Source organism: Streptomyces sp. GESEQ-4, assembly GCF_017948455.1.
Classification (GTDB): Bacteria; Actinomycetota; Actinomycetes; order Streptomycetales; family Streptomycetaceae; genus Streptomyces.
In genome coordinates, this window is record NZ_JAFFSU010000033.1 from 61,617 (window position 1) to 77,963 (window position 16,347).

The following is a 16,347-nucleotide window of genomic DNA, read 5'->3' on the forward strand; positions in this document are numbered from 1 at the left end:
CGGAGATACGTACGGCAATCTCGAAGTTGCCTGCACCGGATGGTTCGGAGATAAAGATCTGTCAATTTGACCTCGTGCGGCTACCCGATGAGCTGCAAGTTACAAGTGCCCAGGTAGTGGGTCATCGACGTGCGTGATGCGCCGCTCGGGCCGTGGAACGAGGCGTGATCAAGCTGGAGGCCCCTGGCGAACAAGGGGCCTCCAGGCTCACCCTTCGGCTACCGCACGGGCTATGAACCCTTCGTGGTCGTTGGTGTCGGATTGCGTGGCGGAGTCCCGGCATCGTCGCTTGTTGAGTTGATGAAGGCGAGTACCACCAGGACGCAGCACGCCAGGGCGAAGCCGAGGAACACAAGCCGCTGCTTCTGCATCGCAGCGACACGGCCCTTCGAGTCACCGGCGATAATCTGGTACTTGGTCGTGCGGTGCTCAAAAAACTTGCTGATTGTGTCCCTGGGTAGATTCTTGATTACCCGGGCCGCGGCGAGCACAACACAGACAATTGCTGCGGGGATGATGGCGATCTCCGGTGCACCATCGGGAAGTTGGAAAAACACGGTTGGCTGACCCTTTTCGCTGCGGTCGGCGAGACAAGAGCAGCATCACAGCAGGTCCCGCACATGGATGCGAGGTAACTTGACGCCTGCGAGAAACGGACAGGGCAGCAGCTCTGAGGGCAGCGAACCCGGGCATGCCCGTGACGCGCACAACGCTGTTCTCATCCGCACGGCGATCACGGTGTGAGCGGATGCAAGTTCAGAGCAGCGTGCGCTCAGGTCCAGCCGGTTGTTGATCGCCTTCACTCACTTGGAGAAGGCGCCGGCTAATCGTCGAGTTAGGCTTCGATGCGATTCTCTGCCTTGCGGCTCTTGTTCCAGGCAGCCGCAACAAGTCGGTACGCGGTGGTCACTCGGGACCCCGTTCCGCTGTTGTTGAAACCACCGCGAGACGACTGGCTGAGTATCTCGGAGCGCCACTTGGCCGCAGTGCCCATGGCCATGATCTTCTTGCCGAGCTCATTGTCGTCGACAAGGTCGCCCCACCGGCCAAGGAACATGCCGATGCCGCCAAGGAGCATGCCGTCCCAGGTCTCTGCTGAACGGCCCCAGGCCTCCTCCGCGACCGTGAGCGTGCGATCGAAGACGGAGGCTCCGTAACGGTCAACGATCTGAAGCACACCGGAGACTGCGCCCACGCCATTAGTGGACGTCGATCCGAGAGTCAGTTGATGCTTCTCCAGAATCCTGTCCGTATCGACGAATAGCGGAACCCCTCCGGTGAGGCCTACGTGGTACTCGTCGATGGGGCGAGGCTTGTGTGACTCCCTGTTTTTTATCAGGAACAGAATCGCTTCTTCAGCCTGCGTGAGGCCGTGATGGACCTCGGCCATGATGGTCGAGAATCCGGCCAGCGCGCAGGCCCGCCAGCGGTGTTGTCCGTCGACGATGTAGAGATCACCGTCTGCACGCTCCGACACGATCACCGAGCCGATGGCCTCGCGAACCATGTTGTCCGCGATGTTCTGAGCGCGCCTCTCGTTGAGAGTGCGCTGCGCCTGAGGGTCGATGGTGAGGTCCTTGATCGAAACCTCGACCCCGTAGTCGACTGAATGTTCAGGGAGCTCGAAGGTGTACCGAGCCTTAGGCATGGATGTGCCCTTCAGCGCTGTGGTTGGGGGATTGTTCGGCGAAGCCGGGATTTTGGGAGACAGCGCGCTTGGCAGATAATCATACGATCGCTTGTTTCACAAGTCGCCTCTGTGGAACATGAGTTCGTGGAGGTAGAGCTGGGCTCTGGCGGGCGCTGCGGGACTCGTGGAGTGGCGTCGCTCCGAGTGAAGTGCGGGGCTCGGACGCGCCTGCTGGCGGACGACTGGCAGCAGCCTGCACAACGTCGCGGCTCTCGGTGCCGTGGCGCTCCCCATAAATTCGCCCCGACCCGCACCAACAAGCCGCTCCCTGTTGGGGGTGGCCACTCCACCGCGCGGCCTCGGGCTGCGAGGGTGGTCGCGTACTGGGGGAGGAGCGTGGGGTCTGCGGGGGAGGCGCCTTCCGATGCCGCGAAGGCCTCGTACGACGGGACCGTTCCCGTGACGATTCCCAGGTTTGGGGTGCCTGAGGAGGCGAGTTCTCGGAGGGAGGCCTCTATCGTCGCCAGGTGCTCCTCGTGGGAGGGGTACTCCGTGGCAAGGGTGGGGTAGGCGGCGGTCAGTTCTGCCAGTTCGGTCGCCGGCCAGTGCAGTACGGCCACCGGGAAGGGGCGGGACAGGGCCGCCCGGTAGGTGCCGAGTTCCGCCTGCAATCTTGAGATTTCGGCGCGCAGTTCTGCGGGGTTGTCCGAGCCGAGGGACCATAGGCGCTTGGGGTCGTGGAGTTCGTCCAGGGACACCGGGGAGGTGATGACGACGCCGTCGGCCTCATCGCCCTCGTCGGCGGCGATGAGAGGGATGCTTCTGATGCGCCCGGGCATGGTTCAACTCGCTGTCCGCGATGCAATGCCAGGCGAACTCCGCCCGAACCCGCCATGCTGTGAGCCGGCGTGCGGGTTGAGCACCTTGCACACTTCGCGTGTGATCTTGGGCGACGTGCACATTGGGCCGCAGCGCGGAGGCTCCTAGCGTGGTGCCGATACACAACCCGAGCTGCGCTGCGGCCCCGACACGCAGCGTGGCTCCCACGCAGGGAAGGGGAACACCATGCGCGGGAAGACCCTGCCCGCTCGGCTGGGCCTGGCCGCCTCTGCGGCCCTTGCACTCGCCGTCTCGGCCTCGACTTCGACCGCGGCCTCCGCGGGGGACGTACCGGCGCCGACCGAGGTCGGAGGAGAGTGGTGCGCCGTTGACCTCGAGCAAGCCCACAAGACGGCCTCCTGCTTCACGACTGAGGCTGAGCTGCGCTCCCATATCGAGGCCTAGGACAAGATCTCCCTCATCGAGATCTACGACTGGGTGAACTACAACGTCGACGGGCCCTACACCGCCTGGCTCGGGGACGAGCGCTGCTCGCCGTCTTACGACGAGGTCGACTACGCGGTGGACGACCTGCGAGGCGTGCGGTATCCGGTCAACAACCCCGACAATGTCTCGGAGAACAAGACTTACTCCTCGGTGACCGTGGACACCGGCGACAGCCCGGCATGCGAGATCAAGCTGTACGGGGGCGTCGGCCACAGCGGGTCGTCGTCCGGCTGGATCGGGGCCTGCACCAACCTCAACGGCTCCGGCGAGGGCGACTGCCCCGCCGTCAGCAGCTGGAACAACCGCGCCACGTCGTTCAAGCTCAGCTGATCAGCACCTCCTGCACAACGGGGGAACCTCACTTCGCGAGCCTGCGTGACGCAGTCCCCCACATCCTCGGCTTCGCCCGCCTGGAGGGATCAGCCGCGAGGGGGGTGATCACGCCGTGATTGCATCCCTGCCGGTCTGGGCGGGCGAGGGCGTCGACCTCGTCACCGGTCTGCGTCACGAATACTGGCTGCCCAAGGTCCAAGACGAGGATGCGCTGACTTGGGCCGGAAGGCTACGGCCGAAGAATCTTGTGCCCGCGCGGTGTCAGGTCTGCGACCCGTGGCAGTCCCCGTACGTCTGACCTGAGCCGCACCAGCAGACTCCGCTCTGCGGTGGCCACTCCACCGCGCGGCCCCGGGCTGCGAGGGTGGTCGCGTACTGGGGGAGGAGCGTGGGGTCTGCGGGGGAGGCGCCTTCCGATGCCGCGAAGGCCTCGTACGACGGGACCGTTCCCGTGACGATTCCCAGGTTCGGGGTGCCTGAGGAGGCGAGTTCTCGGAGGGAGGCCTCTATCGTCGCCAGGTGCTCCTCGTGGGAGGGGTACTCCGTGGCAAGGGTGGGGTAGGCGGCGGTCAGTTCTGCCAGTTCGGTCGCCGGCCAGTGCAGTACGGCCACCGGGAAGGGGCGGGACAGGGCCGCCCGGTAGGTGCCGAGTTCCGCCTGCAATCTTGAGATTTCGGCGCGCAGTTCTGCCGGGTTGTTCGAGCCGAGGGACCACAGGCGCTTGGGGTCGTGGAGTTCGTCCAGGGACACCGGGGAGGTGTGGACGGTGTCCGCGAGGGCGTCCCACTCGTCGTGGCCCGCGCCCAGCATGCGGCGTACGCGGTGGCGGCCGAAGAGGAGGGGGTGGGTGGCGTACGGGGGCTCCGGTACGTCCGTGAGGAGGAGCCGTACGCCCTCTGTGAATGTCTCCTGCGCCTGCTCCAGCTCGTCGTGTGACTCCAGGGCCTCCGCGACGATGACCCAGGGGGCCGGGTCGCGGGGGGATGCCGTGCGGACTCCCTCGATGATGGCCCTGGCTTCGGCCTCGTGGCCGTACTCCCAGAGGTTCGATGCCTTGAGTGCTCGTACCAGGTGCGGGTTTTCCAGTCCGGCGGACGAGGACAGCAGGCGGTCGTAGAGCGTCGTCGCGGCGGGGCGGTCGCCGGACAGTTCCAGATGGGCCGCGGCCTGCAGGAGCAGGGCCTCGGCGTCCTCGGGGTACAGGCCGGCGGTCCGCTCGAGGCGGGCCGCTTCGGCGGCGTGGTCGACGTTTTCGGCAGGCGTGTCGGGGCGCATGGGGGACACCGTAGCGCCGGTCGGTGACGAAGGTGAGGTATGGGCAGGCCAGGGCCGGGCCCAGGGGTGCGGGCCCGGCGCTGCGGGTGGTCAGTGACTCAGTGACATCGGCTGCGGGTGCGCTCTGGCCGGTTGCGGGGGTTGGGGGCGGGGCTTGGTGCTGGTGGCTGAGGGCTGGGTGCCGGTGCCGGTGGCTCGTGGCCGGTTGGCGGTGCAGGCCTGGTTGTCACTGGCGTCGCGAGAGTGGTCAGTCGTGCTGCTCCCCGTGCTCCGACTTCGAGTGGTGCGGGTGCTCCGGCTTCGTGGGGTGGGAGGGCTTTGTGGGGTGCGTTGGGTGGGACGGCTTGGTCGGGTGGGCCGGGTATGCCGGCTTGGAGGGGTGCTCGGGGTACGCGGGCTTGGTCGGGTGTTCCGGCTTGGTCGGGTGGGCCGGGTATGCCGGCTTGGAGGGGTGCTCCGGGTAGGCCGGCTTCGTGGGGTGCTCCGGCTTGCTGGGGTGGGCCGGGTACGCGGGCTTCGTGGGGTGCTCCGGATGGGCCGGCTTGGTGGGGTGCTCTGGATAAGCGGGCTTGGTGGGATGTTCCGGGTACGCAGGCTTCGCCGGGTGCTCCGGATGGGCGGGCTTGGTCGGCTGCTCCGGGTAAGCGGGCTTTGCCGGGTGGTCTGGGTAGTCAGGCTTCGCGGGGTGGGAGGGCTTGGTGGGGTGTTGCGGGTAGGCGGGCTTTGCCGGGTGAGCTGGGTATGCGGGCTTTGCTGGGTGGTCGGGCTTGCTGGGGTGGGCCGGGTACGCCGGTTTCGTCGGGTGCTCCGGCTTGGAGGGATGGGCCGGGTAGGCAGGTTTTGAGGGGTGTTCCGGATGGGCCGGCTTCGCGGGATGAGCCGGGTACGCGGGCTTCGTGGGGTGGTCGGGCTTGGCCGGGTATGCGGGCTTGGCGGGTTGGACGGGTTTCGCCGGGTGATCGGGCTTCGTCGGGTACGCGGGCTTAGCCGGGTACGCGGGCTTCGCCGGGTGGTCGGGCTTCACCGGATGGTCCGGCTTGGCCGGGTGGACAGGTTTGGCTGGGTACGCGGGCTTCGCCGGATGCGGTGGGTGTGGAGTCGCGGTTTCGGCGTTGGCTGGTGTCGCGGTTGCCAGGGTGGCTGCGGCTAGTGCGGCGGCTGTGGCGGCTGAGGCCAGGACAGATCGCCAGCGTGGCGATGTCGTCATGTGATCCACTCTCCTCGACTTGGTTCAGGGCCTTGTGACGGCTGGTCAGCACCAAGGGCTGGATAGTGGAATTCATAGGAAAACGGGTTATATGACTAACGTGGTGGCAGTCATAAGCCACCGGACGGTGTACCTCGCGCCGCCAGTTGGCCCGAGTCGTGTGGGGCGCCACGCGGTGGCAGGGGGTCGGCGTTCAGTGATCAGCGGGGCACGGGCGTCGGCTCTGCAGCCCCTTGATCTTCCATTGCCGGGCGCGGTCCTCCCGCAACGCCGACAACACGCCGGTGACCTGGGACAAGCCGCACCCGCACCCCCGCCCCACCCCCGCGTCGCTACAAGCTCACCCCATCCACCTGCAGCGTCTGCACCGCACCCCCCGCGAACGGCACGCTCACCGACTTGCCGCTCAGGCGGGTGTCCGAGTAGGCGCGGTAGCGGTCGCTGCCTGCGGTGGCCGTGTTCCAGCGGGGGACCAGGCCGCCGGAGCCGCCCGTGACCGTGGAGAAGCGGGAGAGGTCGAAGGTGAGGGTCTGGGCGGACGATGACGTGTTCACGGCCACGATCACGAGGCGGCGCGCGGACGCGTCGTATGCCGCTGCCGCGTAGCTCACGCCGGTGTCGATGATCGTCATGCCGGGGCGGATGTGGCGGCTGAACTGGGCCATGACGTAGTACTTCGTCTGGATGGTGGTCGGCTGGAGGGTGTTCGCGTCGTACGCGATCATCGCCCAGCCGGTGCTCGGGTCCATCACCTGCCAGTAGCACCAGGCCGTCGGGTGCAGCCAGCGGAAGTCGTAGCAGAGGTTCGAGGCCATGGTGAGGCCGGTTCCGTCGCTGTCGCCCGTTTCCGAGTTCCAGAGCTTCTTGCGGGAGGTCGTGACGACGTCCGTGTAGAGGAGGTCCCGGCGGCCGCCGGAGCCCTGGTAGCCGTGGACGTTGACCTGGCTCACCAAGGCTCTGGTCGATGCGTTGAAGGAGGACCAGGTCGAGCGGGCCGTGTCGATGTTGGTCTCGTCGGAGGCGGAGATCCTGATGCCCGTCAGGCCGCGTGCGTCGAGTTCGCTGCGCATGTGCGGGAGTACGGCCGCCTGGACCGCCGGGTCCATGTGGCAGCCCTCCTGGGTGCCGGTGTCGGTCCACCAGGTGGAGGCGGGCTCGTTGAAGGGGTCGACCGTCGCGAAGTTCACGCCCCAGTTGTTGCGGGCGTACAGGGCTGTGGCCGCCAGGTGTGAGGCGTGCTGGCGGTAGTTCCAGGTCTGGAGGTTGTTGGCGCCGCCCGCTGCTCCCGACGGGTTGTGGTTCTTGCACATCCACCACATGGGGGAGTTGGCGAACAGTTCGCTCACCGCGCCCCGCTGCGTCGCCTTCACCAGCATCGCGCGCTGGTTGGCGTCCGCCGTCCAGTCCCAGGCGGAGGACGTGGGGTTCTCGTTGTTCCAGTCCTGCCAGAAGCCCTCGATCTGCTTGAAGGCGGGGATGTTGGGCGACTTGACCATCGACTCGCCGCCGACGCTGTTCCAGCTGCACGCGCCGAGGTTGTAGCGGGCGATGTTGAGGCCCAGGCCGGGGAGTGAAGTGCCGTTGTAGGTCACCGACTTGGTGGTGAAGAAAAGGTCGGCGAAGTCGTCGCGGGCGCCGAAGACGTTGGCCCACCAGGCGAGCGAGGTGCCCCAGCCCTCCCAAGTGCCGTAGCTGGTGCCGGGGTTGACGGCGATGGTGGCGTCCGCGTGGGCGGTGCCGGTCGCCAGGGCGCTGCCGACGAGTGCGCCGCCTGTCGCCGTCAGCAGAGTTCTGCGTCGGATCATGACTTCTCCGCTTCGCTCAACGGCCGGTCGTCGTCGAACCGGCGTCGTGGCTTGTCCCGTGCATGCCGACAGGAAGCATCGGGTGTGGCGTGTGGGGTTGTCGATAGTTCCGACAGCCCTTTCTCGAACCCGTGGAGAAAGTGTTCGGGGTACCGGACGCGCATACGTCTGGAGACCTCGCGCCCCGCCCCTTATCGTGCGGGCGGCCCCGGCGAAGGAGGTCACCGATGATGCGGGTTCTCGTCGTGCAGCACAGCAGCCGGCGGCGGCGTGTGCTGCTGCGGCGCGGAGTGTGGGCGGGCGGCGAGGTCCTCGTCACCGTGGGCGTCGTACTCCTGCTGCTGGTCGTTCATCAGCTGTGGTGGACCAACCGGCAGGCCAAGGTCGACGCCGAGCGGAAGGTGGAGGCGCTGGAGCGGGAGTGGGGGGTGCCGGAGGGCGGTGGTGCCCCGGACGATTCCGGTACGTCGTCGGCGGCGCCCGAGGAGACCGACGTGCCCCGGCGGCAGCCCGCCGGGGCACGTCGGGCGACGTCCGCCGGCCCCGACTGGTCCCAGGCCTACGCCATCCTCACCATCCCCCGCCTCCACCTCCGCGTCCCCGTCGCCGAGGGCACCAGCAAGCAGAACGTCCTCAACAAGGGGTACGTCGGCCACTACTCCGGCACCCAACAGCCGGGCCGGGCCGGGAACTTCGCGCTCGCCGGGCACCGCAACACCCACGGCGAGCCCTTCCGGTACGTCAACCGGCTCGGCCGGGGCGACGAGGTTCAGGTGGAAACGGAGGACGCGGTCTACACGTACGCCGTCGACCGGACCCTTGCGCAGACCTCCGCGCGGGACACCGGTGTCATCCGGCCCGTGCCGAGCAGTACGGTTCGGCCCGGCTACGGCTATTCCGACCCCGGCTACTACCTCACCCTCACCACCTGCACTCCCGAGTACACGTCCAAGTACCGGCTGGTGGTGTGGGGGAAGCTGCTGTCCATGCGGCCACGCCACTGAGGTTTTCGGTCGCCAAGTGCAGGTCCGGGTGGGGCTGTCACAAACGGGGGCGCTGATCTGTCTTCCGTATGGACAGCCCCTGTTTGGAGGACATGCATGAGCGCTGAGCACGCACACCTGCCCCCGGGCGTCGAGGTGATCACCACCCTGCCGGAGGCGGCGGCCCGGATTCCGGCCGGTGCCGAGGCCAGGACCATCCGGGTCACCCTGTCGCCCGGCGACCCCGGCGCACCGCCGCACCGGCACCCCGGGCCGCTCTTCGGCTACGTGACCCAGGGCGAGATCCTCTTCGAGCTGGAGGGACAGCCGCCCCGGGTGCTCAAGGCCGGTGACGCGCTGTTCGAGCCCGGGGGCGACGTGATCCACTACCAGGGCGCCAACAACCTCTCGGACGCACAGTCGCAGCTGGTGGTGACCATGTTCGCGCCGCCCGGCACCCCGATTCTGACCTTGGTCGGCGCGGAGGAACTGGCCGAGCGACGACATCTGCGGGTTGCCCAGCCGTCATGACCACCGGAGGTTCGAGGAAGCTCTGCGCGATCACCGTGGCTCCGCGTGGTCCTGGAGATAGGGGAGCAGCGCCGCTGTGAGTTCCGCGGGGGCGTCTTCCTGTACCAGGTGGCCCGCACCCGCGATGGGCTCCAGCCGTGCGCCCGGGATGAGGGCGGTGAGTTCCTGGCCCTTTGCCGGGGGGATCCAGGTGTCGTCCTGGCCCCAGCAGATCAGGGTGGGGATGGCGATCTCGGCGTAGCGGTTCTGGACCTCGTCGGTGTGGAGTTGGTCGGCCTGGGCGATCTGGCGGTAGAAGGCGGCCTGGCCGGGGTTGCCGAGCCAGGGGGGGACGAGGCGGTCGAGGGTGGCCGGGTGGAGGCCGGGGCTGCTGGCCGAGTTGACGTACTCGCGCACCAGGGCTCGGTGTAGCGCGGGCGGCAACTGTTCGAAGATCTCGGCGTGTTCGCCCAGCAGCCGGAAGGACGGGGAGCCCCAGGGTGCCAGTGCGACCGGGTCGACCAGGGCGAGCGCACGGTAGCGGGCGCCGTGCAGCAGGTGGGCCCGCAGGGAGACGGCGCCGCCGAAGTCGTGGGCTACCACCAGGGGGTCCGCCGTAGGCTCCGTCAGGCCCCAGTGCGCCAGGAGGTCGGTGAAGACCCGGCCCTGGGCGGCCAGGGAGACGTCCTGGCCGGCGTACTTCTCCGACTCCCCGTAACCGGGCATGTCCCATACGAACACCTGGTGCCGGCGGGCGAGTCCGCGGGCGATGGCACGCCAGACGTAGGAGGAGAAGGGGGTGCCGTGGAGGAGGACGACCGGGTCCTGGCCGGGTGGTCCGAGGGTGTCCCAGCGGACCTCCCCGGAGCTGCTGCGGAAAGTCTGGGTCAACTGCCATTCAGTCAACGGTGCGGTTCCTCTCGTTCGTGGTCTCGTTCGTGGTCGCAGCCAACCGAAGTCCCTTCCACCGTAAGCGAGTTGTGAAGAAGGGCGTTCGGTGGGAACGCGGGCGGCGTCCGTGGCATCTGTTTCCTCGGAACGGATTTACGCACCTTCACCGTGTCACGGAGGCCCCTTTCCGATGCCGATCAACGAACTGAGCGGCGCCGTCCAGTACGTGATGGACCTCGTCGGCATCTTCGCGTTCGCCCTGTCCGGGGCCTTCATCGCTGTGCGCCGGGACTTCGACATCTTCGGGACGGTCATCCTCAGCGCGGCCGCGGGGCTGGGCGGCGGTCTCTTCCGGGACCTGGTCCTCGGCGTGACACCGGTCGCCTTCAGCGACTACGGCTACTTCTTCACGCCCTGCGTGGCCGCCGCGGTCGTCTACTTCGGCCACCGGCTGTACGACGACCGCAAGGTCCAGAGCAGCACGCTCTTCGACCTGTCCGACGCCGCCGCGCTCGGCCTGTTCAGCGTCACCGGCACGATCAAGGCGCTCGACCACGGCTTCAACCTTCCCGCCGCCGCGACGCTCGGCGCCGCGAGTGCCGTGGGTGGTGGCGTGCTGGCCAGTCTGCTCGCGCTGGAGGTGCCGTCGCTGCTGCGCTGGGACCGTGATCTGTATGCGCTGCCCGCCCTGGTCGGAGCCGGCTCGACCGCCGCCCTGCACGTCGCCGGGCTGCTCGATGTCGGTACGGCCATCGGTACGGCTGTGTTCGCCTTCTCGCTGCGCCTGCTCGCCCTGCGCTACCGCTGGCGCCTTCCGCGCTCGCACTTCTGGCGGAACCCGTTCTCCGGGATGCGGCACCAGCCGGCCGGAGAACCAGCGGCGCAGGCTCCTCCGGAGGCTCCCCCGGAGGTGGACACCGTCAGGTTGAGCGCCGCCGAAGCCGCGACCGTCAGGATCCGCCGGGACGGCCTGCCGCTCGGCGGGAAGCGGTCGGTGCCCGATCCCCGGATCGTCCTGAGAGGGCCCGGGCGCCCGAAGGAGCGGCGCGGTGATCACCAGGAGGCCGGCGCCGACTCCCCCTGAGCAGCGCCCAAGGGGATCAGCCCCTTGAGCGCTGCTGATCCCCTTGGGCGGCGGCTCATCCCCTTGGGCGGCGCTCAGCCCCTCTCCCGAAGCACCCCCACCCCCACCGCCGCGACCACCGCGAGCCCCGCCGACACGACCATCGCGACATCCGCGCCGCGCGCCAGGCTTCCCGACGACGTCGCCAGCGCGATGGTCAGCGCGACGCCCGCGCAGGAGCCGATGTAGCGGAACGTCTGCTGCGCCCCCGATCCCATCGCCGCCCGCTCGGCCGGTACGGAATCCACCGAGAGCAGTGGCAGCGCGGCGTTCAGGAGGCCGCTGCCGACGCCCGCGATCACCAGGCCGGGCAACAGCCGTGCCCACGAGCCGGAGTCCAGCGCGCCCAGCATCGCCATGGCGCCGCCCGCGTGGAGCAGGAAACCGAGGGCCAGTTGGAGGCGCGGCGGTACGCGGCCCGCCAGTCGCTTCGCCTGGAGGGCCACTCCGAACGACAGCCCGGACCACAGCAGGAACAGCCACGCCGTGTCCATCGCGGACAGGCCCAGCGTCTGCTGGAGCAGCGCCGGCAGGAAGCTGAACAGACCGATCACCGCGAGCCCGGTGAACAGGCCGCCGACGGAGGAGCCGAGGAAGCGGGGGCGGCGCAGCAGGCCCAGGTCGATCATCGGCGTCCCCGCGCGCCGCTCAACCAGCACGAAGATCCCCACCAGTACGGCGGACGCGGCCAGCAGCAACCCCACGGGCGCCCGCAGCCAGCCGTCCCGCCCCAGCGTCAGCGCCGCCACCAGCGCGACCAGTGCCAGCCCGAAGGTCACCGCCCCGCCGAAGTCGGGCCGCCCGCCTCTCGGGGCACGGGACTCCGCCAGCGTACGGATGCCGACCGCGGCCACGATCACAGCCGCGACGCCCAACACCCCGTATGCCACCCGCCAGTTGGGTATCGCCCCGACCACCAGTGGTCCCAGCGCGATGCCGCCGCTCACGAACGCGCCCCACACGCCGGTCGCGTGCAGCCTGCCGCGTGGGGTCGGGAAGGCGTGCACGAGCAGGCCCAGGCTGCTGGCGAGGAGGGCGGCGCTGGCCGCGCCCTGGGCGATGCGGGCCAGCGTGAACAGCACGGTCGTACTCGTCAAAGCGCCCAGCGCCGTGGTGATGCCCAGGGCGAGCGTGCCGGCGAGGAAGATCCGGCGGCGGCCGTAGTCGTCGGCGAGGCTGCCGGCGACCAGCAGCAGGGCGGCGAGGCCGAGCGGGGTGCCGTTCAGCAGCCAGGCCTGGGCCGAGAGCGGGGTGTGCAGGGCGGCGGCTGTCTCCGGGAGCGTGACCATCGGCGCGGTGTACGTCATCAGGGCCACGGCGGTGGCGGCGCTGGTCACGGCGAGGGTGGCAGTGGGGCGGGGCGCGGACTCGGGACGGGGAGCGGCCGGGGCGGCGGGCCGGATCGTCGGAGTTCGTTCACTGAACCTGGGCATGCCTCGCACCGTAACACCCCAAGGTTCGGTCAATGAACCAACAGGCGGAAAACTGGTTACAGTGGACGCCATGGCATTGGGCAAGGACTACGTGACACAGGAGTGCTCGATCGCCCGGGCGCTGGAGATCGTCGGCGAGCGCTGGACCCTGCTCGTGGTGCGCGACGCGCTCTACGGCGTACGGCGCTACAACGACTTCCTCGTCCACCTCGGCATCCCGCGCGCCGTCCTGGCCGCCCGCCTCCAGGCGCTCACCGCCGAGGGGATCCTGGTCAAGCGCCGGTACCAGCAGTCGCCGCCGCGCGACGAGTACGTCCCGACCGACCGCGGCATCGCGCTGTGGCCCACGCTGCGCTCGCTCGGGCTGTGGGGCCGGGAGCACTTCGGAGACGCCCAGCTGCGCATCTTCCGGCACGCGGAATGCGGTACCGAACTCGGTCCGTACGGCGAATGTCGCGGGTGCGGAACCGTCGTACCCCTCCCGGACGTAGAAATGTTGCCGGGACCCGGACTCGATCCGGACCCGGCGGATCCGGTCAGCCGGGCGCTGCTCAAGCCCAAGAGGCTGCTGCAGCCGCTCGAGACGGATCCTGTATAACGAACGGGACCAGTAGCGAGACCAGTCGTACGGGTTGAGTAGTGCGCGCACGTGAGCGAGAGGGGAGCCGCAGTGATCCGTAGCAGTCGGACCGGCCTGCGTCCCGCCCTCGTACTGCTGCTTCTGCTCGTCCAGGTCGCGCTGCTCGACACGGGCAGCCTCTCCGCCACCGTCGCCCTCGCGGCGACCGCTGCCGCCGGGTCCGCGTTCGCCGCGTGCTCGCTCCTCGTCGCGCGCTGCGCACCCGCCGTGCCGCCCACCCGGGTGCGTACGGCCATCCGCGACCGTGACCTTCGTACGGCGTTCCTGCCGCAACGCGATCCCGACGCCAGGGGGCGCACCCGGCCCCGGGCGCCCGGACGGGCCCTCCCGACGGCCGCCGCGTAGGGCACGCACCCCTTTTCTTTCCCGGTTTCCTTTTCTTTCCGGGTTTCCTTCCAGTCGTGACCCGCGCGGGTCGTCATGCCGCCATCCCACTGATCCGGCACGACGAGACCCAACGGAGGGCTCACCCATGTCTGTTTTCGCCAACCTGGTCGAGCGGCTGGCGCAGCTGCTCGAACCGTTCTTCCATGCCTCCGCGGCCGCCGCCGCGATCGTCCTGTTCACCGCGTTCGTACGGCTGCTGGTGCATCCGCTGTCCCGGGCGGCGGCGCGCGGGCAGAAGGCGCGTACGGAGTTGCAGCCGAAGATCGCCGAGCTGCGGAAGAAGCACGGGAAGAACCCCGAGCGGCTCCAGCGGGCCGTGCTGGACCTGCATGCCGAGGAGAAGGTGTCACCGCTGGCCGGGTGTATGCCCGGGCTGTTCCAGTTGCCCGCGTTCTTTCTGCTCTACCACCTGTTCTCCAACCCGACGATCGGCGGCGAGGCGAACGCACTGCTCAGCCATGAGCTGCTGGCCGCACCCCTCGGCCATCGCTGGGCGGACGCCCTCGCGGACGGCGGGGTGTTCGGGGCGGCCGGTCTGGTGTACGTCGGGCTGTTCGCGCTGGTCGCGGCCGTCGCCGTGTTCAACTACCGGCGGACGAAGCGGATGATGGCCGCCAATGAGGCTCCCGTGCCGGTGGCCGACGGTGAGCAGGTCCCCGGGATGGGGGCGATGAGGAAGGTCATGCCGTTCATGTCCTTCTTCACGCTGATCACGGTGGCGGTGGTGCCGCTCGCCGCCGCGTTGTATGTGGTGACCAGTACGACGTGGAGTGCGGTGGAGCGGGCGGCGCTGTACCGCTGAGGAGTAGTCCGTCAGCAGGTCAGCCGGTGGTTTTGCGGGCCACGCCGCCGTAGAAGCCGATCTCGGCGACGCGGGCCGGTGGCGGGGTGTCCGGGCGCCAGAACGGGACCTGGGTCACGCCGGGCTCGATCAGCTCGAAGCCGTCGAAGAGCCGCTCGACCTCGGCGCGGGTGCGCAGGTTCATGGTGGCGGTGGCGTTGTTGTAGACGGCCTGGGCGTCGCGGCGGTCCGCGAGGTCGCCGGTGGCGTGCGAGAGCACCAGGTAGCTGCCGGCCGGGAGCGCGTCGCGCAGGGTGGCGACGATCTGCGCGGGCTTCTCCGCGTCGGTGATGAAGTGGAGAATGGCGACGAGGAGCAGCGCGACCGGCTCGTCGAAGTCGATGACCTGGCGTACATCGGGGTGATCGATGATCGCCTGCGGGTCGCGCAGGTCGCCGAGCGCGATGCTGGTCGCGCCGGACTGGCTGAGCAGGGCGTCGGCGTGCGCCTTCACGATCGGGTCGTTGTCGATGTAGGCCACGCGTACGTCGGACGCCGCCTCGTGGGCGATCTCGTGCACGTTCGGCGAGGTGGGCAGTCCGGTGCCGATGTCGAGGATCTGGCGGACGCCGGTGCCGACGACGTACCGGACGGCACGCTGCAGGAACGCGCGGTTGGCCTGCACGCTGATCCGCACCTCGGGCGCCTTGGCGGCGAGGGCGTCACCGGCGGCCTGGTCCACGTCGTAGTTGTCCTTGCCGCCCAGCAGGTAGTCGTAGATCCGCGCGGGATGCGGCCGGCTGGTGTCGATCTCCTCGGCGCTCATGGCCATAGCTTTACATATCAACTTCGGCGCCCAGGAGCGTAGTTGGATTTCTGGCGGGTGCACTCCGGTCCACTCCGTGAACCGGGTCTTGCGGAGTGGTCGGTGACCTTGGAGGATCGACCAGTCCTCCGATGGCTGCGTGCGGGCCGCACACCGGCCGTCGCCGTCGGCCGGGCGCCCGCGATCGAGGGAGATTGTGAACATGAAGCTGCTGCGAGTCGGTACGGCGGGATCGGAGCGGCCCGCGCTGCTCGACGACCGGGGGATCCTGCGGGACCTCTCCGGCCTCGTCCCGGACATCGACGGGTCGCTGCTCGCCGATGACGCCGCGCTCGGCCGGGTCCGGGCGGCCGTCGGCGCCGGGGATCTGCCCGAGCTGGACGCGGCCGGGCTGCGGGTCGGGCCGCCGGTGGGGCGGATCGGCAAGATCGTGTGCATCGGGCTCAACTACCACGACCACGCCCGCGAGACGGGGGCCGAGCCGCCTCCCGAGCCGGTGATCTTCTTCAAGGCCGCGGACACGGTGGTCGGGCCGCACGACACGGTGCTGGTTCCCCGGCGGTCCGTGAAGACCGACTGGGAGGTCGAGCTGGCGGTAGTCATCGGGCGTACGGCCCGGTATCTGGACTCGGCCGAGGAGGCGCTCGCTCATGTCGCCGGGTACGCGGTGTCGCATGACGTGTCCGAGCGGGAGTTCCAGATCGAGCGGGGCGGCACGTGGGACAAGGGGAAGAACTGCGAGACGTTCAATCCGCTGGGGCCGTGGCTGGTGACGGCGGACGAGGTGGCGGATCCGCAGGGGCTGTCCCTGAAGTTGTGGGTCAACGGGGAGTTGAAGCAGGACGGGACTACGGCTGAGCAGATCTTTCCCGTGGGGGAGGTCGTGCGGTACGTCAGTCAGTTCATGACGCTTTATCCCGGGGACGTGATCAATACGGGGACGCCGGCGGGGGTTGCGCTGGGGCGGCCTGAGCCGAAGCCGTATTTGCGTTCCGGGGATGTTGTGGAGCTGGAGATCGAGGGGCTCGGGCGACAGAGGCAGGAGTTCAAGGACGCCTAAGGGGCGGGGGGGGGGGGGGGGGGGGGGCCGGGGGCGGCGGGGCGGGGGGGGCGGGGCGCCCCCCCCCCCCCCCGCCCCAGGGCCGGCCCGCGACGGGACTGCCCGCGGGCCCGCCCCCCCCCGGCCTCCTCCAGCCC

The 16,347-nt window shown here is 69.1% G+C and carries 15 protein-coding genes and 2 pseudogenes; 9 read left to right on the forward strand and 8 right to left on the reverse strand.

From position 1 onward, the window contains the following. Positions 1-230: 230 nt before the first annotated feature. From KCH48_RS37700 to KCH48_RS42630, 3 genes and pseudogenes are all read right to left on the reverse strand, one after another. Entirely contained in the window at positions 231-557 is a 327-nt protein-coding gene (locus KCH48_RS37700) for a hypothetical protein (protein WP_210581849.1), read from the reverse strand. 278 nt (positions 558-835) lie between these two features. Next, complete coding sequence (locus KCH48_RS37705; protein WP_210581850.1) at positions 836-1,648, reverse strand: DUF6551 family protein; 813 nt, start codon at positions 1,646-1,648, stop codon at positions 836-838. Positions 1,649-1,907: 259 nt separating this feature from the next. Beyond that, positions 1,908-2,394: pseudogene (locus KCH48_RS42630) on the reverse strand (hypothetical protein); the annotation flags it as partial. 301 nt (positions 2,395-2,695) lie between these two features. Between KCH48_RS42630 and KCH48_RS37710 the strand changes: the two are divergent. Then, the gene (locus tag KCH48_RS37710) at positions 2,696-2,914 is read left to right on the forward strand and encodes a hypothetical protein (RefSeq protein WP_210581852.1); all 219 of its coding nucleotides are present in this window, start codon (positions 2,696-2,698) and stop codon (positions 2,912-2,914) included. 33 nt (positions 2,915-2,947) lie between these two features. After that, positions 2,948-3,286 (forward strand): hypothetical protein, encoded by a 339-nt coding sequence (locus tag KCH48_RS37715; RefSeq protein ID WP_210581854.1) that lies wholly within the window; start codon positions 2,948-2,950, stop codon positions 3,284-3,286. Positions 3,287-3,550: 264 nt separating this feature from the next. Here the strand turns inward: KCH48_RS37715 and KCH48_RS37720 are convergent, their stop codons facing one another. Beyond that, on the reverse strand, positions 3,551-4,564 hold the full coding sequence (locus KCH48_RS37720) for an SEC-C domain-containing protein (RefSeq protein ID WP_210581856.1): 1,014 nt from the start codon (positions 4,562-4,564) through the stop codon (positions 3,551-3,553). 1,539 nt (positions 4,565-6,103) lie between these two features. Beyond that, entirely contained in the window at positions 6,104-7,576 is a 1,473-nt protein-coding gene (locus KCH48_RS37730) for a beta-1,6-galactanase (protein ID WP_210581860.1), read from the reverse strand. A 230-nt stretch (positions 7,577-7,806) separates the two neighbouring features. On the opposite strand from KCH48_RS37730, the gene KCH48_RS37735 reads away from it, so the two are divergent. After that, the gene (locus KCH48_RS37735) at positions 7,807-8,580 is read left to right on the forward strand and encodes a class E sortase (RefSeq protein ID WP_210581896.1); all 774 of its coding nucleotides are present in this window, start codon (positions 7,807-7,809) and stop codon (positions 8,578-8,580) included. 96 nt (positions 8,581-8,676) lie between these two features. Next, positions 8,677-9,090, forward strand: a complete 414-nt coding sequence (locus KCH48_RS37740; protein ID WP_210581862.1) for a cupin domain-containing protein — start codon at positions 8,677-8,679, stop codon at positions 9,088-9,090. A 30-nt stretch (positions 9,091-9,120) separates the two neighbouring features. Here KCH48_RS37740 and KCH48_RS37745 read toward each other — a convergent pair whose 3' ends face one another. After that, entirely contained in the window at positions 9,121-9,975 is an 855-nt protein-coding gene (locus KCH48_RS37745) for an alpha/beta fold hydrolase (protein ID WP_210581864.1), read from the reverse strand. A gap of 175 nt (positions 9,976-10,150) precedes the next feature. Between KCH48_RS37745 and KCH48_RS37750 the strand changes: the two are divergent. Beyond that, positions 10,151-10,783: pseudogene (locus tag KCH48_RS37750) on the forward strand (trimeric intracellular cation channel family protein); the annotation flags it as partial. Between the two features lie 335 nt (positions 10,784-11,118). Here the strand turns inward: KCH48_RS37750 and KCH48_RS37755 are convergent. Then, positions 11,119-12,516 (reverse strand): MFS transporter, encoded by a 1,398-nt coding sequence (locus tag KCH48_RS37755; RefSeq protein WP_210581868.1) that lies wholly within the window; start codon positions 12,514-12,516, stop codon positions 11,119-11,121. 70 nt (positions 12,517-12,586) lie between these two features. Here KCH48_RS37755 and KCH48_RS37760 point away from each other — a divergent pair, with 70 nt between their 5' ends. From KCH48_RS37760 to KCH48_RS37770, 3 genes are all read left to right on the forward strand, one after another. Continuing rightward, positions 12,587-13,114 carry a helix-turn-helix domain-containing protein gene (locus KCH48_RS37760; protein WP_210581870.1) on the forward strand — a complete coding sequence of 176 codons (528 nt, stop codon included), beginning with the start codon at positions 12,587-12,589 and terminating at the stop codon, positions 13,112-13,114. A 72-nt stretch (positions 13,115-13,186) separates the two neighbouring features. Then, positions 13,187-13,501 (forward strand): DUF6412 domain-containing protein, encoded by a 315-nt coding sequence (locus KCH48_RS37765; RefSeq protein ID WP_210581872.1) that lies wholly within the window; start codon positions 13,187-13,189, stop codon positions 13,499-13,501. Positions 13,502-13,628: 127 nt separating this feature from the next. Then, a complete protein-coding gene (locus KCH48_RS37770; RefSeq protein WP_210581874.1) occupies positions 13,629-14,345 on the forward strand; it encodes a YidC/Oxa1 family membrane protein insertase in 717 nt (238 codons plus the stop codon). A 19-nt stretch (positions 14,346-14,364) separates the two neighbouring features. Here the strand turns inward: KCH48_RS37770 and KCH48_RS37775 are convergent, their stop codons facing one another. Beyond that, on the reverse strand, positions 14,365-15,156 hold the full coding sequence (locus tag KCH48_RS37775; protein WP_210581876.1) for an SAM-dependent methyltransferase: 792 nt from the start codon (positions 15,154-15,156) through the stop codon (positions 14,365-14,367). A 196-nt stretch (positions 15,157-15,352) separates the two neighbouring features. On the opposite strand from KCH48_RS37775, the gene KCH48_RS37780 reads away from it, so the two are divergent. Continuing rightward, positions 15,353-16,210, forward strand: a complete 858-nt coding sequence (locus tag KCH48_RS37780) for a fumarylacetoacetate hydrolase family protein (protein ID WP_210581878.1) — start codon at positions 15,353-15,355, stop codon at positions 16,208-16,210. The last annotated feature ends 137 nt before the right edge of the window (positions 16,211-16,347 follow it).